This window comes from Dysgonomonas sp. Marseille-Q5470, from assembly GCF_951230145.1.
Lineage (GTDB): Bacteria > Bacteroidota > Bacteroidia > Bacteroidales > Dysgonomonadaceae > Dysgonomonas.
In genome coordinates this window covers 89,515-112,858 of sequence record NZ_CATNVE010000007.1, presented here as the reverse complement: position 1 = coordinate 112,858, position 23,344 = coordinate 89,515, and the positions used below count along the sequence as shown (strand labels likewise).

The window sequence follows — 23,344 nt, the reverse complement described above, 5'->3', positions numbered from 1 at the left end:
ACTCTTGTCTTATTTCTGCTCTAGCGTTATTTCTACAATCTCGGGTTGTGCGAAAAAACGGAATGGAAATCCGCCCATACCAACGCCCGAAGTAACATATAATTTTGTTTTACCCTTTTCTTTCCAACCATACCTGTATTTTTGTCCCGTTTGCATATATTCGGGATGATTGGTTGCCGGCATAATGGGAGCATACAATCCAAAAAGTGTTATTTGTCCCCCATGTGTGTGACCCGATAACATAAGGTCTACAAGGTCTGTGTCTAGCAATTCCATGTAGTCTGGGTTATGAGACAGCAATATGCAGAAGTTGTTTTGCTTCACATCACTGATCGTATTGTCTATAATCTGCACATCTTCCCAAAGATCTCCTACACCTCCGATTTTTATGCTGTCATTGCCTTCTTTTATCCAGTATGAGTCATTGTCGCAGATATGAAAACCACAATTGCTAAAGCCTTGCTGTATTAGCTTGGCATCTTCCCAGTGGTCATGGTTGCCCAATACTGTGTATACTCCGTATTTACTTTTCAGCTTTCTTATTTCGTCAAAGAAAGGATGCGAGTATGTTGTGCTCTTTAGTGTGTTATCCCCTCCGATAATCACTATGTCTGGGTTTCGTTCATTGATTCTCTCTACCAGACGTGCTACATCTTTGCCTGTAAAATATTTCCCGGAGTGAATATCCGATACGAAGATTATCTTCTTTCCTACAAAAGCATCAGGGATATCTTTGTTTCGAAATGTCAGTTCTTTCAGTTTTATATTCCGTGCTTCCAGATAACCATATATAAGACAGATACTGGCAACCATTAAGGCTGCCAGCGAAAAATAAGCCAGAGATTTCTTCCTCTTATTTGTCACTTCTGTATTTGTTATCGTAGTCTTTTATCGAGCGGCGTATAACCTCGTGTGCTGTTTTTACATCGTATGTGCCTGTAAGAATACACCGAGGAGACTTGTCTCCGGGTAAATCCTTATAGGTGGTAAAGTAGTGTTTCAGACGATCTATTACCATTGGCGGTACGTCCGATATATCTTTGTATGCACCGTAGATAGCATCATTTTCGAGTACTGCAATAAGCTTATCGTCGGCTTTGTTGTGATCTAGTAATCTGAAACCTCCTATCGGTCTGGCTTTTACTATTATATCTCCATGTGTGATATCCTTTTCAGTCAGAACACAAATATCTACAGGGTCGTTATCTCCTTCTATATCAGTTCTTCCCAATTCATTGTTTGTAAGTTCTGCTACAAGGTCGGCACTATATGTTTGAGGGATAAATCCATAGAGGGCAGGAATGATATTTGAGTACTTCTGTGGTCTATCGATGCTAAGGTAACCGGTTTCTTTGTCCACCTCATATTTAACTGTATCGGTAGGTACTATTTCTATAAAGCAAGTTACTACCTGAGGTGCATTGCTTCCGGCATTTATTCCATGCCATGGATGTGCTTTAAATTGATGATCGTTCATAACAAATCTTAAAAACTTATAATGTATATCCTATTTTTTGCTGCAAATTTAAAGCAATATTTTTGTTTCACCTAAAATACCGACTTTTATAACTCAATACCTTTCGGTTACGAATTTCCAAATTGAAATCACTATCTATAAAAAGGTAACAATACTTACAATATTCTGCTTTGCTGATTATTTTCTGTAACCAATTGATATATTATGTCTTGATAGCTTTTCTGTTTGCAAAAGGTGACAAAAGTAACACCTTTCGAACCTTATTTCACTGTCACTTTATATCATCCTTTACACTTAGACGGATATTCTGACAAAATTTGTTTCTAGGTTTCTTATAATAGCGACGTTTTAGCTCACAATCTATTTCAATTATTTCAAAGACCTCTATAAGAGATAATTCTGATAAGAAAAAGCAATGTTGTCGACCTTCTTTTATCTATCATTTATAAATAAAATTTAATATGCCTCTACAATGCCCAAAAAGGTAATTTGTGGATTATATAAAAATTAACTAAATACTTTAAATCGTGAACTTTTCATTATCTTTGTGTTCGAATTTTTAGAACGTAATTTCATGAGCGATGACAAACAAAGGTTGCTCGACGAGCGATACATGAGAATGGCGGCTATTTGGGCTGAAAATTCGTACTGTAAGCGCAGAAAAGTAGGTGCCCTTATTGTAAAAGATAAAATGATTATATCCGATGGGTATAATGGTACTCCTTCAGGATTTGAGAATATTTGCGAAGATGAAAACAACGAAACCAAAGCATATGTTCTGCATGCCGAAGCTAATGCAATCACGAAAGTAGCCTGTTCGCATAACAGTAGTCTTGGGGCTACGATGTATGTGACTACATCGCCTTGCATAGAATGTGCAAAACTTATAATTCAGGCGGGCATAACGCGGGTTGTGTATAATCAGAAATATCGGCGTACAGATGGAGCTTCTCTTCTCGAACGTGCGGGAGTAGAGGTCGTATTTATAGATATAGAAACTAACACAGAGGGATCGGAAGATTAAATGGAAAGCGATAAGAACTTGAACAACAATTGGGAAGGGACAAACAGCAAAATGGCAGAGAACAATAATAGTAGTAAAACTAAAAAAGGAGGAAGGGGTATTTATATCTGGCTTCCGTTGTGCATTGCTGTAAGTGTTGCTGTTGGTATCTTTATAGGAAATGCTTATTCTATATTTGGTTCGGGAAGCGGATTTTTAGGGCGAAAAGGCAATAAGCTCGACGTTGTACTCGACTATATCAATAAGTCTTATGTGGATACGGTAAATGTAGATGCGCTGATCGAAAATGCTATACCAACCGTATTGGCCGGATTAGATCCGCACTCAGATTATATTAGTGCAGATATTATGAACCGCAAAGATGACGAATTGGAAGGTCATTTTAGTGGTATTGGTGTTGAGTTTATTATATTGAACGATACGCTGACAATTGTAAAAGCCATACCGGGCGGACCTTCTGAAGCTGTCGGTATACAGGCCGGAGACAGAGTTGTAACTGTGAATGACTCTCTGTTTGTGGGCAAAGGAATAAATGAAAATAAAGTGTACAGCACACTCAAAGGACCTGAAAAGACCCAGATCAAAATAGGGGTGAAGAGACAAGGTCGTGATGAGTTGATTCCATTTGTAGTAACCAGAGCCTTTGTGCCGGTGAAGAGTGTGGATGCATCGTACATGCTTGATAATAAGATAGGATACATAAAGGTAAGTAAGTTTGGCAGCACAACATATAACGAATTTATTTCGGCAATAGCTAAATTGAAAAGTCAGGGTTGTGAATCTTTTGTTGTAGACCTCCAACAAAACACAGGAGGATACATGGAAGCTGCCATAATGATGGTGAATGAATTCCTTGCCAACGGAGAGCTTATTTTGTATACTGAAGGAAGAGCTTATCCTCGTGAAAATTATTATGCTGATAATTCGGGTACATGCAAGCAAAGCCAGATTGTGGTTCTTCTCGATGAAACAAGTGCATCAGCCAGTGAGATATTTGCCGGAGCTATACAGGATAACGACAGGGGATTGATCGTCGGTCGCCGTTCGTTTGGTAAAGGATTGGTACAGGCTCAATATAAGTTCAACGATGGTTCTGCTATGCGACTTACAATTGCCCGATATCATACACCGTCCGGTAGATGTGTACAGAAGGCATACGAAAAGGGAGACCGCCAGACATATAGCATGGATCTGTATAACAGATATAGCCGAGGAGAATTTGACAATAGAGATAGTATCAAGTTCGATAATCTACCTCTTTTCCATACTCTTTCGGGAAGACCTGTGTATGGTGACGATGGCGTTTTATCCGATGTTTTTGTTCCTCGCGATACGACAGGTATCAATTCGTACTACATGCGAGTAGCGAATAAAGGATTGCTCAGAGAGTTTAGCTATGTGTACACCGAAAAGAACAGAGATAAACTGAAGAGCTTTAAAACATGGACTGATGCTGCAAAATATTTATCTACACAGCCTATTGTCGATAATTTTGCAGACTATGCCTATACAAAGGGAATCCGTAAACAGCCATATTTGATAGATGAATCGCGTAAGCTTCTTCAAACACAGCTCGAAGCATTTATTATACGCAACTTCTTCAGCGAAGACAATTTCTATGAAATGTTCCAAAGAGATGAGCAGATGATAAAAGAAGCGGTAAGATTGCTTAAGGCTAATAAGGCTACGCCTGATGCCATAAAGAAAGGAGCATATAAATAATGTGGATTGGTTATGATATAATATAAAACAGAAGGATAAAAGTAGAACTCTACTTTTATCCTTTTTTCTTGTATTCGTTCTATTTAAGTAGAAATTAGAAAAAGAAATGTATTTTTGTTGAAGGAATTAATTATACAAACAAAATATCTCCAACGGAACAAAGAAAATAAAGAATGAATATAGCACAGCAAAAAGAAAAACAGAGAAAAGAAATATCCTTGTTAAAGAAACAATATTCAGCTGACGACTTATACAATCGTTCGGAAGAAGTATTATCGGTTTTGGAAATAACAGGAGCATTTCAGCAGGCAAAAACTATATTTATTTATAATAGCATGGGGGATGAGGTACAGACTCTCGATTTTATCAACCGTTGGAGTGCTGAAAAGAATTTCTACTTGCCAGTTGTGGTTAAGGATGATATTGTTTTCAGAAAATATGTTCAGAATACCACATTGAAGCAATCTTCGTATGGTATAATGGAACCATTGGGTGATAATTTTACCGATTATAAAAAGGTGGATTTAATTATTGTTCCCGGTGTAGCCTTCGATCGAAAGATGGGACGTCTGGGCAGAGGTAGGGGGTATTACGATCGCTTCTTGTCTCTCGTTTCGGCTCCTAAAATGGGTATATGTTTCGAATTTCAGCTTCTGGATACTATCCCTGTTGATACGAATGATATAAAGATGGATTATATTGTCTCTGAAAATGAATTTATTTGGAAATAAAGAAATATTATTTCATTTAATTATGAGTTTAAGGGGATATATTAAATAAATAAAAAATCCATATATTTGCGTTCTGAAAATAAGTTTATTCTCCATATTATTTAATCTATGTCTATAATCATTAAGGAGGTTAAAGAAGATGATAAAGCTTTGAAAAAAGCATTTATTAAATTTCCTACCGATGTTCTTTATAAAAATTCTCCATATTATGTACCTTCTCTTGTTCTGGATGAACTGGGTACGTTGAATGAAAAAGAGAATCCCGCATTCGATTTTTGTGAAAAACAATTGTTCTTGGCATATAGAGATGGCGAGATCGTTGGCCGTATTGCCGGTATTATAAATCACACAGCGAATGAAATCTGGAATCAAAAAAATGCACGCTTCGGATTTGTTGATTTTATCGACGACAACGAGGTTGTAGATGCTTTATTCGATGCGGCAGGGAAGTGGGCGAAAGCCAAAGGTATGAATGTTATAGTAGGGCCTATGGGCTTTACCGACTTAGATCACGAAGGCTTGCTGATTGAAGGTTACGACCGAGAGTCGACAATGTCTACAACATATAGTTATCCGTATTACAGAGATCAGATAGAACGCCTCGGATTTGAGAAGGATGCCGACTGGAATGAATATCGGATACCTGTTCCTGATTCTGTTCCTGAAAGACATCAGCGTATCGCTAACATGGTGATGCAGCGATATGGTCTGAAGGTACTTAAATTTAAAAGCCTAAAGCAAATAACACCGTACGTAAGTAAAATATTTGAACTGTTGAATGTTGCTTATAAGCCTTTATATGGCTTTGCTCCATTGACACAACGTCAGATAGATTACTATGTGAAAATGTATGTGCCATTGCTTCGCTGGGATCTGGTGTCGATAATAATTAAAGAAGATACCGATGAGGTGGTTGGATTTGGTATAGCTATGCCAAGCCTTTCTCGTGGACTTATTAAATCTCGTGGACGATTCCTTCCATTTGGTTGGATAAATCTCTTGAGGGATCTCAAAAGTAAGAAAAATCCTGTCGTAGACCTTCTACTGATTGGTATCTCGCCCGAATATCAAGGAAAAGGTGTAAATGCTATCATCTTTAACGATTTTATACCATCAGCGCATAAGTGTGGCTTCAAGTTTGCGGAATCAAATCCCGAGTTGGAGATGAATAACAAGGTTGCTTCTCTTTGGGACGGATTTAATGCCGAGAATCATAAGAAAAGAAGAGCATATAAGAAAAATATATAAATAGAAAAAGGATTGTCTCGGTAGGCAATCCTTTTCTTTTTCTACTATCTCTTTTTACATTACTACCCTCGAGTATGGAGCAGCATCCATAGAGCAAAAATCTTTGTCTAAATACTTAAAATAACCGGTAATGGCTATCATTGCCGCATTATCTGTTGTATATCCAAAAGGAGGGATATGTATTTTCCAGCCATAACGTTTTGCATGATCTTCGAAAGCTGCACGAAGCCCCGAGTTTGCAGATACTCCTCCGGCCACGGCAACCTCATTTATATTGTAATCTTTGGCTACTCGTCTGAGTTGTTCCATCAGTACATCGATAATTGTCTTTTGTAATGACGCACAAAGATCTTCTTTATTCTTATCAATAAAGTCAGGGTCTTTTTTCAGTTCATCCCTCAAGAGGTATAGAAAAGAAGTTTTCAATCCGCTAAAGCTGTAATTATAACCCGGTATATGCGGCTTATTCAATTTAAACTTGGTAGGATCACCTTCTTTTGCCAATCGGTCAACAACAGGTCCTCCGGGATAACCCAGTCCCATCACTTTCGCACATTTGTCAAAAGCTTCGCCGGCGGCATCGTCGATTGTTTGTCCTACGATCTCCATTTCTTTGTATGACTTCACTAGAATTATTTGTGAATTTCCCCCCGAAACCAATAGGCACAAAAACGGATATTGTGGTTGGTTGTCATCATCTTTATTCTCTTTGATAAAGTGAGCCAAAACATGTCCATGCAGGTGGTTAACATCAACCATCGGGATATTTAGTGCCGACGATAACCCTTTAGCAAAAGATGTACCCACAAGCAACGAACCCATAAGTCCCGGACCTCGGGTAAAGGCAATTGCGGACAGATCTTCTTTATTAATTCCGGCCTTTTTTAAAGCCTGATCTACCACTGGTATAATGTTTTGCTGGTGTGCTCGTGAAGCCAATTCGGGAACAACACCCCCGTAACTTTCATGAACCTTCTGGCTGGATATTACATTTGACAAAAGCACCCCGTCTTGTATAACGGCTGCTGCAGTATCGTCACAGGAAGATTCTATTCCTAATATAGTTATCATTCGTTGGATTTATTTTTTTCTATAATAGACTATGCTTATTACTTGCGCCAAAATATATAATATATTGTTACATTCTTAGTTATAACATTATACATATATGTTTGTTTATAAAGCGGAACAAAATTAAAAAATATAAATTATCTTCGCAAAGAAGAAATCTTAAAAGGAAATAAATGAAAAATATAACTTACTTATTAGGTTTTATTATAATATCTTTCATCGGCTGTTCGGGCACGGTGAAGAGCGACAACAGACATTCGGCGCAAGAGAGAGTAAGCATTATACGCTTCGATAAAGATATATACAATTATATACAACACCCTGATGCCGCAACAGAAAAATCTCTGACCGAAAAATATCCGTTGTTGCTTCCTGCTTTTGGGCAAATCGCCATGAAGACTAGCGATCAAGCGACGTTTTTTCCTCAACTTAGAGATTACTTTGCGAATGAAGACTTACTCAAAATATATCAGGATGTATCTACTAAATATGCAGATGTATCTGTATACGAAGATAAGTTGACTGCGGTAAACGCTTTGGTTGAAGAAAATTTTCCCGGTAAAAAACTACCTCGGTTAGCGATGCATGTCTCAGGTTTCAGGGCAAATGTAATTGTCGTAAACAATCTTATATCTCTCTCGATTGATAAGTACTTGGGTAGTGACTATCCGGCTTATCAAAGTTTCTTTCAACCATACGAACGCCTTCAAATGCAACCTGAGGATATTGTAAAGGATTATATCAAAGCTTGGCTGATAAGTGATATTATAAAACCTGCCGATCACGAAACCCTTCTGTCTGCGATGATAGATGAAGGTAAGATTTTGTATGCACTATCTATTCTGCTTCCCGGTGAGGATACCGACAATCTGATAGGATATACATCCCAACAATCAGCTTGGTGCAAGAATAACGAAAAAGATATTTGGCAAAAAATAGTAAAAGAAAACTATCTTTATTCTACCGATCACATGCTTATCACTCGTCTCACCAATGATGCCGCTTCTACAACCGTAGTATCACCGCAGTCTCCGGGGCGTGTAGGTGCATGGATAGGCTGGCAGATCGTAAATCAGTATGCCAATAAGAAGGGATTCTTACTGGAAGATATATTATCTATGGATGCGCAAACAATTTTGAAAGGTGCTAAATATAACCCGTAAAAAAAAGTTATTAACAGCTCCTTGTTCAAAACTTAAGTCTCCATTCAATATTATTTATTTTATCTTTGAATAAAATTTATGGAAAGGGGAGTTCAGATAAATGGCAGAGTCAAATTTTAGGAATCAGGGGAAACGCAAACCAAAGGAAACAACTTTAATTCCGGATATAGGAAAAATACAACCACAGGCCAGAGAGTTGGAAGAGGCCATACTCGGAGCCCTAATGCTAGAGAAAGATGCTTATTCGGTTGTTAGTGATATTCTTAAGCCAGAAAGTTTTTACGATTCCATTCATCAGATTATATACAGAGCGATTGTAGATCTGGCTGTGCGTCAGGCTCCGATCGATATGCTTACTGTTGTCGAACAATTACGCAAAGACGGAGAATTGGAGACAGTGGGAGGCCCTGTATATATAGCCCAGTTGACCGAGAAAGTGGCATCTGCTGCCCATATCGAATTTCATGCCCGTATTATAGCTCAAAAATATCTTGCGCGCGAACTTATCTCTTTTTCCTCAAATGTTACAAGCAAAGCATTTGATGAAACAGTAGATGTCGATGATCTCATGCAGGAAGCTGAGAGCAAATTATTCGAGATATCGCAGGGCAATGTGAAGAAGGATGTGACGCAGATCAACCCGGTCATCAAAGAAGCCTTACATTTACTCGAAATAGCGGCAAACCGTCCTGAAGGCTTAAGCGGTCTGGAAACAGGATTTACTCCGCTAGACAAGATAACTTCGGGTTGGCAAAACTCCGACTTGGTTATTATAGCAGCTCGTCCGGCGATGGGTAAAACCGCATTCGTGTTGTCAATGGCCAAAAATATGGCTGTGTCTTATAAATATCCGGTAGCATTATTCTCTCTCGAGATGTCGAACGTACAGCTCGTAAACCGTTTGATCGTAAACACATGCGAAATACCGGGCGAAAAGATTAAGAATGGACAGTTGCTGCCTTACGAGTGGGAACAGCTCGATTTCAAAATAAAAGAGCTTTACGACGCACCGTTATTTATAGATGATACCCCGAGTTTGTCAGTTTTCGAACTGAGGACAAAGGCACGCCGTCTGGTCCGTGAGCATGGCGTTAGGATTATCATAATTGACTACCTCCAGCTAATGAATGCCAGCGGTATGAATTATGGTAGCCGTGAACAGGAGGTGAGTATGATATCCCGTTCATTGAAAGGATTAGCAAAAGAATTGAACATCCCAATTATTGCCCTTTCGCAGCTTAATCGTGGGGTTGAGGGGCGTACAGGGGCAGAGGGTAAGCGTCCGCAATTGTCTGACCTCCGTGAATCGGGAGCTATCGAGCAGGATGCCGATATGGTATGTTTTATCCACCGTCCTGAGTATTATAAAATATTAGAAGATGATAAAGGTAACTCTTTGATAGGGCTTGCCGAGATTATTATAGCAAAGCATCGTAATGGTGCTACAGGCGATGTGTTGCTACGGTTCAAGAGTGAGTTTGCCCGTTTTCAGAATATTGATGACGATTATAATTTTGGAGCAGGTCAGCAGTTCTCATCTAAGATCAACAATCACCCTGTGGCAGAACAACCACCACACCCTATGCAAGGAGGTGGTAATGACTTTGTTCCTTTCTAGCCCGAACAGAATAAACATCTTAGTTATATAATAAGAATCCTTTCATCTTTGTAATGAAAGGATTTTTTTATTGATAATCTTTCTTGAAAGCTTAAAGATATATTCTTTAGTTTCTACAAAAAAATAGAGGCTGATTACATTGTTTAATCAGCCTCTATATCGAAAAGACAATTTATTTAGTTTTATTTCGCTTCAATTGCAGTATCCTTATTTTTTTCTTCTTTCTTGAAGATAGCCCATGCTATTGGGGTCGCAACAAATACGGAAGAATATGTACCGATAATAATACCGATGAAGATCGCAAATGTGAAGCTTCTGATAGTATCACCACCTAATAAGAAGATACAGAATACAACCAACATAGAACTCAATGATGTATTCATCGTACGTCCTAATGTTGAGTTCAATGCCTCATTAATAGTTTCGGTTATATTGCGTTTTGGATACATGTTTCTGATTTCGCGGATACGGTCGAAGATTACAACCTTGTCATTTATAGAGTAACCTACTACCGTCAATACCGCAGCAATAAACGACTGGTCGATTTCCATCGAGAATGGCATTATCTTATATAGTAAAGAGTATAAGAAAATAACCAATACAGCATCGTGTGCTACTGCGAAGAATGTACCTGCCGAGAACGCTATGTTGCGGAAACGGATAAGGATATAGACAGCCATACATATTACGGCAATTACAACTGCGATTGTGGCAGCGGTCTTCAAGTCGTCGGCAACACTTGACCCTACACGTTGAGAACTTTGTATATAGCTGTCGATTGTTGTATTTGGTGCCAGATATTCTTTCAATGCGCTGGTCATTTTAGCTCTGATCTCTGTTTCTACAGCATCTGTAGCTTCTTCTACTTTGTAGTTTGTTGTAACACGCACCTGACTTGTTGTAGAAGATTGGCTTGCCGATCCACTGGTTAGTACAAGAACTGTAGAACCTTGGAATTCGGGAACTAATAGTTTTTCTATATCATCAGCATTTACATTCTTGTCGAAACGAATCAAATAGTTTCGTCCACCTGTAAAGTCAATACCTCCGTTCAATCCATTGATAAATAATGAAGCCAATCCTGACACCAAAATTATGGCAGAGAAGATAACAACCTTTTTGGTCATTCCTAAGAAATTGATATTTGTATTCAAGAACAGTTTCTTAGAAAGAGATGTAGAGAATGTAAGATTTCTGAATTTACCTTTTTCGAACATATATTCATAGAATATACGTGTAAGGAATACAGAAGTAAGGAACGAAGCAATGATACCAATTATCAACGTTGTAGCAAATCCTTGTATCGGACCTGTTCCGAAGTATGCTAGAATGATAGCCGTAATTACCTGAGATGCGTGACCGTCGAAGATAGCAGAAAATGCATGTCTGTAACCGTCTACTACGGCAACTTTCACGTTTTTACCCGCTCTTAATTCTTCCCTTGTACGCTCATAAATCAATACGTTAGCATCCACAGCAAGCGCAAGTGCCAATACAAGCCCTGTTATACCCGGTAGTGTCATCACCGCTCCAAAAGCCGCTAGAATACCTATGGTGAAGAACAAGTTGACAATTAGCGCCGAGTTTGCGATTAATCCCGGTATCAATCCGTAAATAACGCAGATATAGATCATTAATAATACCAAGGCTAATAAGAATGAGAATATACCGGCAGTAATAGCTTCCTGTCCGAGTGATGGTCCAACAATATCTTCTTGTACGATATGTACACCTGCTTTCATTTTACCCGACTTAAGAACGTTCTCTAAGTCTTTTGCATCATCTACAGTAAAACGACCTGTGATCTGAGAACGACCACCTTCAATTTTGTTTTGAACGTTTGGTGCTGAATATACAGACCCGTCAAGAACGATAGCGATGCTTCTTCCTTGTTCAGCTCCTGTAATAGTAGCCCAACGTTGTGCTCCTGTAGTATTCATCTGCATATCTACTTCCCATGCAGAACCGTGTTGAGACTGGTCTGCTTTAGCCGAGATTACAACATCTCCGTCAAGAGCCGGACCTTTTTTGATACCATCACCACGAAGTGAATATAGTGCAAATTGTGTTTCTTTTAGATCTTCAGCTTTGAAGCCCCAAGCAAATGTTAAGTCGCCAGGGTATAAATCTTGATATCTGTGTAAAATTCTATTTACGGCAGCTGTATCTGTTTTATTTACAAAACCTACGATAGCTCCACCTGCAAAGGTTGTAAAGTATGAACGAAGAGGTTTTGTAAATCCAAGATTATCGGTGCTTTCTACTTTTACAGAGTCTGTGGTTGCAGCAGCTAGAGAATCTGTAGTTACAGGTGCAGTAGTACCATTTGCAGCTAACACTTCTTTCGAACGCTGATCCATCAACTCAATATAGTTTTGGATTTCCTGTAGGTTGTATGTTTTCCAGAACTCAAGATTTGCGCTACCTTGCAATAGTTTCTTCACACGTTCAGGTTCTTTAACTCCCGGCAATTCGATTAGTATACGTTCTGCACGGTCTAGTTTCTGAATGTTAGGAGCAACTACCCCAAAACGGTCGATACGTGTACGCAACACATTGAATGAGTTGTCAGCAACGCTTTGCAATTCTGTTCTTAAAACAGCTACTACTTTATTATCATCATCCGTAGGAGATACCTGATCTCTCAGTTTTGTACTGAATATCGATGCTAATTTGTTATTACCGTTACTAGCTTTGAATTTATCAACAAAAATAGAGATATAGTCTCGGTTACTTCCTTTTCTGTTTTCGTCCGAAGCCTGTCCTAAAGCTGTTTGAAACGCCTCATTGTCGGGATCTCCAAGTGAACGAAGTACTGCGGCAGCATCAACTTCCACAATAACACTCATACCACCTTTAAGGTCTAGTCCGAGGCCAATTTCTTTCTCACGGCATTCTTTCAGAGTATAGCCAATGCTATCTCCAATGCCAAGGATACCTTTAGGCCAAACTTTCTCTGTAGACATTGAGTCTATGTAGAAAGTATATTGCTTATTATACAACTCATCATAGAGTAGTTGATCGCCTTTTGCATGCTCCGTAGCGTATGCAGCTGCGTATTCTTCCGCTTTCTTATCGTAACTTCTTGTTACAAACGTAAAAGACAAGTAAAACAAACAAACTAATGTTAGGAGTATTGCAAAAGTAATTACAAAGCCTTTGTTTTGCATTTTGGATTTTACTTTTTGTTATTTAATTATATTATTTCTATTTTCTTCAAAATTAATAAAATACACATATATCCCGGACACCTCTTTTCAATAAAATGAGGCCTAATGGAGATATATGCACACTTTTAGGCGTGCAAATATAATCTTTTATTCTTTACAAATCATAATAAATATAAAGAAATTAGAGATTAAGCAAATATGCAAATCGGTAGATAATAGTTTTATACTCTATGCCGATAAACATGTTCTTGCATCGATGTATTATTAATTTTCTTCCTGTTTTCTTATTTCCGCTCGTTTGATCTTTCCACTAATTGTTTTAGGTAGTTCTTCAACAAACTCGATGATGCGAGGGTATTTGTACGGAGCTGTAACCTTTTTTACGTGGTCTTGTATCTCACGCTTCAGGTGATCATTGGCTTTGTTCTTATAGTCCATAGCTAATACAATAGTGGCTTTTACTACCTGTCCGCGTATTTCGTCCGGTACTCCGGTGATAGCACACTCTACAACAGCCGGATGTGTCATCAAAGCACTTTCTACTTCAAAAGGTCCGATACGGTATCCCGAACTTTTGATAACATCGTCTATGCGTCCTACAAACCAATAATAACCATCTTCGTCGCGCCAAGCCATGTCTCCCGTATGATATACATTATCATGGTATACCTGTTTTGTTAGAGCTTCGTCACGATAATAACCCATAAATAGACCTAGCGGTTTCCATTTGTCGGTCTTGATAACAACTTCACCTACTTCGCCATCTTCTACCGAGCGACCGTCAGCTGCTATCAAGTCCATATCATACGCCGGGTTGGGTACACCCATTGCTCCGGGTTTTGGTTCCATCCATGGGAAAGTAACAATCGTCGGCGTGGTTTCAGTTTGCCCGAAAGCCTCCATCATCTTTATTCCTGTACCTTTATAGAATGCCTCGAAAACAGATGGATTGAGAGCTTCACCTGCTGTAGTGGCATACTCCAACGAAGATAAGTTGTAGTGAGACAGGTCTTCGCGAATCATAAAGCGAAATACTGTCGGAGGTGCGCAAAAAGAAGTGATTTTATGTTTCTCTATAAGGTGTAATACCAATTGAGGTGTAAATTTTTCATGATCAAATACCATTACAGCCGCACCGGCTATCCACTGTCCGTATAGTTTTCCCCACACGGCTTTTGCCCATCCCGTATCGGCAACTGTAAGATGCAGGCTGTTTTCGTGCAGGTTGTGCCAATATTTAGCTGTTACAATATGTCCTAAAGGGTAAGCGAAATTATGAATTACCATTTTCGGTTCTCCTGTTGTACCTGAAGTAAAATACAGTAGAGAAATATCATCATTGGTATTTACATGATCGGGACGTACAAAAGGTTTCGCTTCTTTTATTCCTTTATGGAAGTCGTTCCATCCCGAAGGTATATTTTCTCCGCATGCAATAAGGCACTTCACTGTTGGCGACTCCGCCATTGCTTCATTTATGTGACTTATGACTGTTTCGTCATTTACACTCAGAATTGCTTTTATACTTGCCGCATTATTGCGATAAACAATGTCTTTTTTTGTTAATAGATGAGTCGCCGGAATCGCAACAGCACCTATCTTGTGCAGAGCTATAACAGCAAACCAGAATTCGTAGCGTCGTTTCATGATAAGCATTACCATATCTCCATGTCCTATGCCTAACGACTGGAAATAAGCAGCTGTACGGTCGCTCTGTTCTTTGATGTCTGCAAATGTGAAATCGATGTGTTCTCCCTGGTCATTTCCCCAACAAATAGCTCTTTTGGTAGGGTTTATTCGTGCCCATTCATCAACTACATCATATCCAAAATTAAAATTATCAGGAATCTCAACGTGATAATGCTTTGCAAAATCTTCAGTTGAAGTAAAATGAATTTGTTTTACAAATTTTTCCAACATTATATAATGGTGATTAATCTTTTAGTAAATGAAAATACCAGCTTACAGCACAACAGCAATAAACTTCACTCGTTTTCCGTCCAGAGCTTTCATTCCATGCGGCAGGCTTGAATCGAAGTAGATGCTATCACCTTCTTCCAATATCAAATCTTTCCCATTTATTTGTAAAAGCATCCGTCCTTCAAGGATAAGGTTAAACTCTTGCCCGGTATGTGTGCTATGATGTATCCTTACACTATCTTGCTTTGGTTCTACAGTAACTTCAAACACATCAGCCTTTCGATTGTTAAATCCACCGGCTAGCGTCTGATAGCTGTAATCTGAAACACGCTTCACAGCTAAACCTTTTCCTCTGCGCGTCAAAAAATAGCTACTCATGCGAGGTTCGTCGGCAAACATCAGTACAGAAACATCTATATTATGTTTCGACGCAATGTTTTTCAGTGTACTGATAGTCAAATCTTTTCTCCCTTCTTCATATTCGAGGTATACCACAGGATCGATACCACATGATGAAGCGAACTCTTCGGTCGTCATATCCAAAGCCTCACGGAGACCTTTCAGACGCTGACCTATCTGCTTAATATCTTCATTCATACCTAAAATGTATTAAATTGATTCCTCTTTTTCGGGCTTATCCTTTCTTTCTTTTTGCGTTTCGGATATTAGTATTTGCATTGCTTTAGGGATGCCGGCTTTAAATTCAAGCAATTCCCCTGTTCTTGGATGTTTCAAAATTAGTCCCCCGGCATGAAGGGCAATTCTTTTGATCGGATTATTTGAAGCACCATATTTCTTATCGCCAACAATCGGATGTCCGATCTGTTGCATGTGTACTCTTACTTGATTCTTGCGTCGTGTTTCAAGGTCAAAATCCAATAGTGAATAGCCGCCTTTGGATTTTTGTGTCTTGTAATGAGTAACAGATTTCAGTCCTCCGTTGTCGATAAGGGATGACATCATTACAAAGTTCTTGTTCTCGGTAAGCCACGATGTTACAGTTCCATTTTTAGGGTTCGGGCGTCCTTCTACAATTGCCATGTATGAATACTTAGGTACAAGGTTGTCCCAGTTTTTCTGGAAAATATCCTGTAGCTCCATATCTTTCGCAAAGATCATTAGTCCCGAAATTTCTCTGTCGAGGCGATGCAGAACATAAACACGTGCTTTTTTATCTTTTTTCTTTACGTATTCATTCAGAGAATTATATACAGTGCGTGACTTTTCCTTATCTGTAGCTACAGATAAAAATCCTGCTTCTTTTTCGATGACAAGTAAGTCGTCGTCTTCAAATACAATCTTTAATCCCTTCAATCTTTTTTCTTTTCGAGACTGATCGTATTTCATAACAGAGACCTTATCTTTTGCCTTCAGTTCGAAATCGAATTGAGTGATAAGCTTTCCGTTTACTTTGATTTGTTTATGTGCAAGAAGCGATTTAACTGCGTTGCGACTTTTACGCACTTCTTTCTGGACAAGGAAATCTAGCAATTGAGCCGGTTGATCAACTTTTATTTCCTGCAATACTTTATCTCTGGTTGTATTCCTCATTTCATTTATATATGAATATGAAACAAAGGTAAGCGTTTTTCTTTTAAGATAAACACAACATTAGATGTCGATTTACAAATATTAATTTAAATCATGGCTGCTTAAGGTTGGAGAACTTTAATGCATAGAGTCATAAAACACAGGATAATATCTTTCGCATGAAGCATGCTGGTGGAATTAACATTTATATTTTGTCTTTCAATATAATTTATCCTTACCTTTGCAGCACTTTGTTTCGTTTGTTAACGAATTGAAAGGGAATCAGGTGAAAATCCTGAACAGACCCGCTGCTGTAAGCTCTGTAAAGCTTGTGCAACATAGCCACTGTTATTCAAAATGGGAAGGCTGTACAAGTTGGAGTAAGTCAGAAGACCTGCAAAGTAATAGTTCGGACAGCTTTCGAGGAATAGAGCTTAAGAAACAGTGTCAAGATTATATAGTCTTTTCTTTGTTCTTATCGAAAGCATTTTATTGAATAATTTGTGAAGATGAGGACTTTTTTATTCTCCCTTATATTTTTATTTGTAGTAGGCTGTATGCACATACAGGCTCAGATTAATGATAGTCTCAATGCAAAGAAACTGTCAGAGATAGAAATTTCTGCACAGATCAAACCTTCTGTCTCACGATCTACAACTCCACTTCAAGTTATTGATAATACAGAGATTGAACGAATAGGAATACTGTCCGTCTCAGATGCTGTCCGCCGTTTTTCGGGAGTTACAGTAAAAGATTATGGCGGTATTGGCGGTATGAAAACTGTTTCTATAAGGGGGATGGGGGCGCAACATACTGCAGTTAGTTATGACGGTGTTACGATGAGTAATGTCCAATCCGGACAGATCGATATCAGCCGTTTTTCATTGGATAATGTTTCTATGATAACTCTCTCTATTGGTCAGTCTGATGATATATTTCAGGCAGCACGATCATATGCATCAGCCGGCTTATTAGAGGTAATAACATCAAATCCTGCCTTTAAGAATAAATCATATAATGGAAATATACAAGTTAAAGCTGGTTCTTATGGGCTTTTCAATCCTACTGTCTATTATGCACACCGACTGAATAAGAAATTCTCTCTTTCGTTAAATACAGGATGGGAAAGAGCAGATGGAAGATATAAATTCACATTTAAAAATGCGGATCAAACTGAAGAGCGTAAGCGTAGGAATTCTGATGTTGATATCTGGCGTACAGAATTAAACCTCTATGGGAATATAGGCAAAGCCGGCGAGCTGAAATTTAAAGTAAATTATTATGATTCGGAAAGAGGTTTGCCGGGTTCTGTAATTTTCTACAGAGACGATAATGACGAAAGAGTATGGAACAAGGATTTGTTCTCCCAACTATATTACAAAAATAGACTTAATGATAAAATAAGTATAAAAGGGCAATTAAAATTCAGTCGCAACCATTATAAATATTTGTCAATAACCAATAATACAGCAGAAAATAAACAAGAAGACCGCATCACTCAGTATGAATATTATGCATCGGTAGGTATGATGTACAAGCCTCTAAAATATCTATCCATAAGTTTATTTGAAGATATATTTCAGAATAAGTTGAATAGTAATTTTGAAGATGTGGACAAGCCGAAGAGAATTTCATCACTCACAGCTTTGGCTGCACAATTTACTAATAAATATCTAACCGTAACTGGAAGCCTTTTAGCTACATATGTTGACGAAAGCGTTCAGACGGGAGACTCCCCTAAAGATAAGAAAAAGGTAACACCATCTATAAGTGTATCATACTTACCTTTCGAAGAAGCTAATTTAAGACTTCGTGGGTCTTATAAAAAGATGTTTAGAGTGCCAACTTTTGATGATATGTATTACACACGTATGGGCAATATAAATCTGAAACCGGAATATGCAACACAATACAATGTGGGATTGACTTGGACAAAAAAAATATCTGAGACTATTGACTTTATGAGTATATCTTTAGATGGTTACAAAAATAAAGTAGATGATAAAATTGTGCCTTTTCCTACAATGAACATTTTTAAGATGCGTAATTATGGAAAGGTCGATATGACCGGAGTGGATCTGAATCTCCGTCTTCATACATTGTTAACATCCCAAATATCATTAAATATCACAGGCAATTATAGTTATCAGAGAGTTATAGATGTAACAGATAAAAATAGTAAAAACTATAAAGATCAAATCCCTTACACACCGCGTCATTATGGTTCGGCATCGGTAAGTTTAGAAAACCCTTTGTTAAATTTTGCATATACTGTTATTATATCAGGCAAACGTTACGCTCTTGATCAGAATATACCCAAAAATGAGATAGAATCATATACAGATCATAGTATTTCACTAAATAAGTCTTTTATATTAAATAATAATAGCTTACGCCTCCAACTCAATTTAATTAATCTGACAAACAAGAATTATCAAATTGTACAATATTATCCTATGCCGGGACGATCTTTTACAATATCAGCTAATTATAATTTTTAAATATTTATTCATATGAAAATAAATAAGATTTTTTACGCATTTCTCTTTGTAGCATTAGTTTTAGGATTCGCATCATGTAGTGATGACGAAGGCTATCCTGTTGTTGAACCACCTGTTGTTGAACCACCTATTGTTGAGCCACCTTTGGCAGGAACAGGATCATACATATTAAATAGTGGAAAAAGCGGAAGTAATAACGCAAATATTGCTTATTACGACTATGAAACAGGAAAGGTTACTTACAATGTCTTCGAATCAATAAATAGTAAAGGACTGGGAGATACTGGACAAGATATAATAACCTACGGAGATAGAACTTATATAGCAGTATCAGGATCTGCTGTTATTTATGTTTTGGACAAAACGGGTAAAATATTAAGTACTATAGAATCTACTAAAGATGGAAAAAAGCAACAGCCGAGAAATCTTACAGCTTATGATGGTAAAGTATATGTCACATATTTTGATGGGTATTTGGCCAAAATAAATCCGAATACTTTAAAAATTGAAGCTGAGGTCAAAGTTGGCCGTAACCCTGAATATGTACGAGCATCCAAAGGAAAATTATATGTCGCAAATTCAGGAGGGTTGGACTATAATACAGCTACTGGTTATGATAAAACAGTTTCGGTTGTAGATGTAGCGACTTTTACAGAGATTAAGATGCTAGATGTTGTTATAAATCCTGATAAAATGGTTGTAGATAGTCAAGGGGATATCTATGTAATATCAAATGGAAATTATAATGATGTTCCAAATACATTGCAACGAATAGATGCAGATACACAAGAAGTAACTCAGGTAGGAAATGCTACATGGATGACAATATGTAACGATAATATATACATTATATATTCTCAATACGATGCCAATTGGAATCAGATTATAACATATAGTGTATATGATGCTAAAGCAGAAAAGGTGTTAACTAATAACTTTATCACTGATGGTACAGTATTGAACAAACCATATAGTATATCATCAGATCCTGTGAAAAAGTATATCTTTATAGGTACATCAGACTATAAGACCGATGGAGATATGTATGTTTTCAATACAGATGGTAAATTAATTAAAACATTTGACACAAAAGGTTTGAATCCGATTGCAGTATATCCTACAGTCAAATAAGCGAAGTTCATACAAACTCATAGTTATATTTCTATGAGTTTGTATGATTAATAACTACAAATCAAATTAAAAATTTAGTAAATCAGAAGATCACTCAATTTGAACGGAATTATATTCTTATTAAAATAAAATATTGTATTTACTAAAAAATTTAAATTATGAAAAAGTATTTATTGTTAATCATTAGTCTATCGTTCTTTATTTTTTCCTGTGAAGATCACTATGAAAAGAATCAAGAAGCAGGTTATTCAATGGCAAATAACGAAGTAGTTTTAAAAGAAAGAGACCATAATATTCCATGGGTTCGTTCTGAGTATCAGTCAAAATTTTCTTCCGTAACTAACACCACAAAAACCGGAGTTATAGGTATTCCTCAAGTGAAATACTTGGGGAGGTCATTTAGGAATAATTATTATCCTATTGAAGATTCAAGAAATCTTGGTTATTCAGTTATCGATTTTGATAAATTTTACAAAGACTATCGTTCGTACTGTAATTTCTGGAAAAATAATACAAGTGATGGTTCATATTTTTCATATGCTAACTTTGATAGATATACCTCTAATTCAACAATAACTAAAAATATAGGTGGAGGGTTTAAGCTTGATGTTGGTATTTTCTCTATTGGAAGTAAAAGTAGTAAAAAAGAAGTATTTACAAAATCACTTGTGGAAAATACAGATGCAGTTTTTGGTGAAGTTAATATCGTTGTAAGAGATTCTTGTTTTGAATTGCAAACTAGTTCAAACATATTAGAAAAGATTAAAGAGAATTATTTGTCTAAGGATTTCAAAGAAGAATTATATAAGACACACCCAAGTGAATTTTTTTCCAATTATGGAGGGTTTGTTTTGGCTAGCTTTGTTACTGGAGGGAAAGCATCTGCTCAATATGTGGGTTTATATAAAAAAACAGAAACCAGTGAGACAAAAGAAAAAAATATGAACCTCGAAATGGATGCTTCATATAAATTTAAGGGGGCCAAGGAAAATAGTTCTGCAGAATTGAACTTTGGAAGAAATAGTAACAGTAGTACATCCGTTACTAATGAATTCAGTTCTATTAAAATGTCTATTAAAACAATCGGAGGTTCTCCTGATTTTGCTTCTTTTTCTATAGCCAAAGAGGTTAAAAATACTAATTTAGACCTCTCTAGATGGGTCAGCTCTTTGAATGATAAAAGCACTCATAGTATTATTGAATTGGGAGATGGCGGATTAATTCCTATTACAGAGTTTATTCCGGAGTTCAACCTTAGAAAAATAATGAAAGGGTATATCGCTAGGGGAGTTAATAAAATAGAAAGATTACAAGAGCCTTATATAAAAATTGAGCTTGGATATATATATAGTCCGATTGCTCGAGATGCACTTGTTAATCTATATACTCGGTTTGGAGATATAATCTGTTTAAAGATAAATACAATATACCCTGGTGAATTCGACCAATATGCAACACAAGAAGCAAAAAGATATAGTGCTATGTTTGGTTTGAAAATGATAAAAAATACTAATACCTCAACAAGTCCCGGTTCAGAAATAATAGGATATGGTGGAACAACTATATTTAAAGAAGATTTATTAAAGAAATTTACGTATAATGGTGTTATATATATAGTATCTGATTATGATCCTCAAACAGATCGGAATGACGAGGACTGCGAATTCTGTGGTAGATTTGCGTTTTCTATACATGATGATAAGATATTAGACGAATATGGAATACGAGCATTAGTTAACCGTTTACCTCCAACTAATATCAGTATAGAAACACTTCTAAGGAAGTATCGTATTATGGCTTTATAGTAAAAGCCTTATAAATAATAAAACAACAAATGAAATCATTCAATATCACACTACTTTTCACTATCATTCTTGTCTTGACCGGCTGCAACAAACAAAAGCCTGTCGGACAAGATGAGAGTGCTCTTCTTAAACAGACGGACTCTGTTTATACAGTCCATTATGCCAAAGGGTTTCAAGTGAAAAAGTATAATGATTATACCCTTGTTACTGTACGTGACCCGTGGGACACTACTCGGTTGTTACATACCTATGTGCTTGTAGACCGAACAAAAGAATTGCCAGCCAATTTGCCGAAGGGTGTCGTTGTAAAAATTCCACTTCAGAATGTAGCTACCTATTCTACTATCCATTGTTCATCTTTGAATGAATTGGGGCAAATAGATATTATAAAAGGAGTTTGCGAGCCGCAGTATATAAAATTGGATATAATTCAGCAGCGTGTAAAAAACGGCGAAATAGAAAATTTGGGGATGGCTAGTAAACCGGATGTGGAGAAAATAATTATGTTGAATCCCGATGCTATTTTTGCGACACCAATACAGGGTTGGACATACGGCAATGTGGAGAAAACAAATATTCCGATGCTCGAAACTGTAGACTATACAGAATCTCATCCACTGGGACGCGCTGAATGGATTCGTTTTTATTCTTTATTCACAGGAAAAGAACACTATGCCGACTCTCTGTTTGCTATTACAGAGAAAAATTATAAAGAAGTCAAAGACATCGTAGCCAATGTAACTAAGAGACCTTCGGTACTCCCGGATATACCTTATCAAGGAAAATGGAATATGCCGGGTGGCAGAAGCTTTATGTCCAATATGTTGTCTGATGCTGGAGCAATATATCCATGGAATGAAGACAAATCAACATCATATATGCCTCTTAACTTCGAAATAGTTTTTGACAAGGCCGGAGAGGCTGATATCTGGATTATCAAATACAATACCCCGTCGGATATGACTTATACAAGTCTTGAGAAAGAATATAAGCCATATTCCTACTTTAAAGCATTCAAAAGTAAAAACATATATGGATGCAACACCGCTTATAGCAGTTATTACGAAGATTTGCCTATACATCCCGACTATATCTTAAAAGATATGGCCTATGTATTTCATCCGGATCTCTTCCCTGACTATAAGCCGAAATACTATAAACGGATTAGTGAATGATTATTTATATATAGGTAAGCAAAAGGCGTTGGAATCTTAATTGATCCGGCGCCTTTTC

The 23,344-nt window shown here is 37.3% G+C and carries 17 protein-coding genes and 1 riboswitch; of the genes, 10 read left to right on the top strand and 7 right to left on the bottom strand.

All coding sequences use genetic code 11. The annotated features are described in order from the left end of the window. Window positions 1–9: 9 nt before the first annotated feature. Both QOX35_RS12370 and QOX35_RS12365 read right to left on the bottom strand, forming a co-directional pair. Window positions 10–864 carry a metallophosphoesterase gene (locus tag QOX35_RS12370; protein ID WP_283687171.1) on the bottom strand — a complete coding sequence of 285 codons (855 nt, stop codon included), beginning with the start codon at window positions 862–864 and terminating at the stop codon, window positions 10–12. Then, window positions 854–1,477 (bottom strand): inorganic pyrophosphatase, encoded by a 624-nt coding sequence (locus tag QOX35_RS12365; protein ID WP_135105191.1) that lies wholly within the window; start codon window positions 1,475–1,477, stop codon window positions 854–856. Before QOX35_RS12365 ends, QOX35_RS12370 begins: the two co-directional genes overlap by 11 nt. Window positions 1,478–2,051: 574 nt before the next feature. Between QOX35_RS12365 and QOX35_RS12360 the strand changes: the two genes are divergently transcribed. The 4 genes from QOX35_RS12360 to QOX35_RS12345 all read left to right on the top strand — a co-directional run bounded on the left by QOX35_RS12360 (window position 2,052) and on the right by QOX35_RS12345 (window position 6,202). Then, window positions 2,052–2,501 carry a deoxycytidylate deaminase gene (locus QOX35_RS12360; RefSeq protein ID WP_006842865.1) on the top strand — a complete coding sequence of 150 codons (450 nt, stop codon included), beginning with the start codon at window positions 2,052–2,054 and terminating at the stop codon, window positions 2,499–2,501. Continuing rightward, window positions 2,502–4,223 (top strand): S41 family peptidase, encoded by a 1,722-nt coding sequence (locus tag QOX35_RS12355; protein ID WP_283687170.1) that lies wholly within the window; start codon window positions 2,502–2,504, stop codon window positions 4,221–4,223. Between the two features lie 173 nt (window positions 4,224–4,396). After that, entirely contained in the window at window positions 4,397–4,954 is a 558-nt protein-coding gene (locus tag QOX35_RS12350; RefSeq protein WP_283687169.1) for a 5-formyltetrahydrofolate cyclo-ligase, read from the top strand. A 108-nt stretch (window positions 4,955–5,062) separates the two neighbouring features. After that, window positions 5,063–6,202 carry a hypothetical protein gene (locus QOX35_RS12345; protein WP_135105194.1) on the top strand — a complete coding sequence of 380 codons (1,140 nt, stop codon included), beginning with the start codon at window positions 5,063–5,065 and terminating at the stop codon, window positions 6,200–6,202. Between the two features lie 54 nt (window positions 6,203–6,256). On the opposite strand, the gene tsaD is transcribed toward QOX35_RS12345, so the two are convergent. After that, window positions 6,257–7,273 carry a tRNA (adenosine(37)-N6)-threonylcarbamoyltransferase complex transferase subunit TsaD gene (gene tsaD / locus QOX35_RS12340; protein WP_283687168.1) on the bottom strand — a complete coding sequence of 339 codons (1,017 nt, stop codon included), beginning with the start codon at window positions 7,271–7,273 and terminating at the stop codon, window positions 6,257–6,259. A 173-nt stretch (window positions 7,274–7,446) separates the two neighbouring features. Between tsaD and gldB the strand changes: the two genes are divergently transcribed. Both gldB and dnaB read left to right on the top strand, forming a co-directional pair. Continuing rightward, a complete protein-coding gene (gene gldB / locus QOX35_RS12335) occupies window positions 7,447–8,436 on the top strand; it encodes a gliding motility lipoprotein GldB (protein ID WP_283687167.1) in 990 nt (329 codons plus the stop codon). A gap of 100 nt (window positions 8,437–8,536) precedes the next feature. Then, window positions 8,537–10,054 (top strand): replicative DNA helicase, encoded by a 1,518-nt coding sequence (dnaB, locus tag QOX35_RS12330; RefSeq protein WP_283687166.1) that lies wholly within the window; start codon window positions 8,537–8,539, stop codon window positions 10,052–10,054. Window positions 10,055–10,236: 182 nt separating this feature from the next. Here dnaB and secDF read toward each other — a convergent pair whose 3' ends face one another. The 4 genes from secDF to QOX35_RS12310 form a co-directional block, all read right to left on the bottom strand. Beyond that, a complete protein-coding gene (gene secDF, locus QOX35_RS12325) occupies window positions 10,237–13,224 on the bottom strand; it encodes a protein translocase subunit SecDF (protein WP_283687165.1) in 2,988 nt (995 codons plus the stop codon). Between the two features lie 264 nt (window positions 13,225–13,488). Beyond that, window positions 13,489–15,144, bottom strand: a complete 1,656-nt coding sequence (locus tag QOX35_RS12320) for an AMP-binding protein (protein WP_283687164.1) — start codon at window positions 15,142–15,144, stop codon at window positions 13,489–13,491. A gap of 42 nt (window positions 15,145–15,186) precedes the next feature. Then, the gene (locus QOX35_RS12315) at window positions 15,187–15,741 is read right to left on the bottom strand and encodes a helix-turn-helix domain-containing protein (RefSeq protein WP_283687163.1); all 555 of its coding nucleotides are present in this window, start codon (window positions 15,739–15,741) and stop codon (window positions 15,187–15,189) included. Between the two features lie 12 nt (window positions 15,742–15,753). Continuing rightward, complete coding sequence (locus tag QOX35_RS12310; RefSeq protein ID WP_283687162.1) at window positions 15,754–16,695, bottom strand: RluA family pseudouridine synthase; 942 nt, start codon at window positions 16,693–16,695, stop codon at window positions 15,754–15,756. 213 nt (window positions 16,696–16,908) lie between these two features. Then, window positions 16,909–17,090: riboswitch (cobalamin riboswitch) on the top strand. Window positions 17,091–17,183: 93 nt separating this feature from the next. On the opposite strand from QOX35_RS12310, the gene QOX35_RS12305 reads away from it, so the two are divergent. The 4 genes from QOX35_RS12305 (at window position 17,184) to QOX35_RS12290 (ending at window position 23,286) form a co-directional block, all read left to right on the top strand. After that, entirely contained in the window at window positions 17,184–19,175 is a 1,992-nt protein-coding gene (locus QOX35_RS12305; RefSeq protein WP_283687161.1) for a TonB-dependent receptor plug domain-containing protein, read from the top strand. Window positions 19,176–19,187: 12 nt separating this feature from the next. After that, complete coding sequence (locus QOX35_RS12300) at window positions 19,188–20,306, top strand: NHL repeat-containing protein (RefSeq protein ID WP_283687160.1); 1,119 nt, start codon at window positions 19,188–19,190, stop codon at window positions 20,304–20,306. Window positions 20,307–20,464: 158 nt separating this feature from the next. Continuing rightward, on the top strand, window positions 20,465–22,111 hold the full coding sequence (locus tag QOX35_RS12295) for a BSAP5a family pore-forming toxin (RefSeq protein ID WP_283687159.1): 1,647 nt from the start codon (window positions 20,465–20,467) through the stop codon (window positions 22,109–22,111). A 29-nt stretch (window positions 22,112–22,140) separates the two neighbouring features. Continuing rightward, on the top strand, window positions 22,141–23,286 hold the full coding sequence (locus QOX35_RS12290) for an ABC transporter substrate-binding protein (RefSeq protein ID WP_283687158.1): 1,146 nt from the start codon (window positions 22,141–22,143) through the stop codon (window positions 23,284–23,286). Window positions 23,287–23,344: the final 58 nt, after the last annotated feature.

Bases quoted from the DNA above. Each gene is read 5' to 3' on its own strand.
- QOX35_RS12295 (WP_283687159.1), top strand. From the start codon at position 20,465: ATGAAAAAGTATTTATTGTTAATCATTAGTCTATCGTTCTTTATTTTT.
- QOX35_RS12345 (WP_135105194.1), top strand. From the start codon at position 5,063: ATGTCTATAATCATTAAGGAGGTTAAAGAAGATGATAAAGCTTTGAAA.
- gldB (WP_283687167.1), top strand. From the start codon at position 7,447: ATGAAAAATATAACTTACTTATTAGGTTTTATTATAATATCTTTCATC.
- QOX35_RS12315 (WP_283687163.1), bottom strand. From the start codon at position 15,741: ATGAATGAAGATATTAAGCAGATAGGTCAGCGTCTGAAAGGTCTCCGT.
- secDF (WP_283687165.1), bottom strand. From the start codon at position 13,224: ATGCAAAACAAAGGCTTTGTAATTACTTTTGCAATACTCCTAACATTA.
- QOX35_RS12310 (WP_283687162.1), bottom strand. From the start codon at position 16,695: ATGAGGAATACAACCAGAGATAAAGTATTGCAGGAAATAAAAGTTGAT.
- QOX35_RS12300 (WP_283687160.1), top strand. From the start codon at position 19,188: ATGAAAATAAATAAGATTTTTTACGCATTTCTCTTTGTAGCATTAGTT.
- QOX35_RS12355 (WP_283687170.1), top strand. From the start codon at position 2,502: ATGGAAAGCGATAAGAACTTGAACAACAATTGGGAAGGGACAAACAGC.
- QOX35_RS12305 (WP_283687161.1), top strand. From the start codon at position 17,184: ATGAGGACTTTTTTATTCTCCCTTATATTTTTATTTGTAGTAGGCTGT.
- QOX35_RS12320 (WP_283687164.1), bottom strand. From the start codon at position 15,144: ATGTTGGAAAAATTTGTAAAACAAATTCATTTTACTTCAACTGAAGAT.
- dnaB (WP_283687166.1), top strand. From the start codon at position 8,537: ATGGCAGAGTCAAATTTTAGGAATCAGGGGAAACGCAAACCAAAGGAA.
- QOX35_RS12350 (WP_283687169.1), top strand. From the start codon at position 4,397: ATGAATATAGCACAGCAAAAAGAAAAACAGAGAAAAGAAATATCCTTG.
- tsaD (WP_283687168.1), bottom strand. From the start codon at position 7,273: ATGATAACTATATTAGGAATAGAATCTTCCTGTGACGATACTGCAGCA.
- QOX35_RS12290 (WP_283687158.1), top strand. From the start codon at position 22,141: ATGAAATCATTCAATATCACACTACTTTTCACTATCATTCTTGTCTTG.
- QOX35_RS12365 (WP_135105191.1), bottom strand. From the start codon at position 1,477: ATGAACGATCATCAATTTAAAGCACATCCATGGCATGGAATAAATGCC.
- QOX35_RS12360 (WP_006842865.1), top strand. From the start codon at position 2,052: ATGAGCGATGACAAACAAAGGTTGCTCGACGAGCGATACATGAGAATG.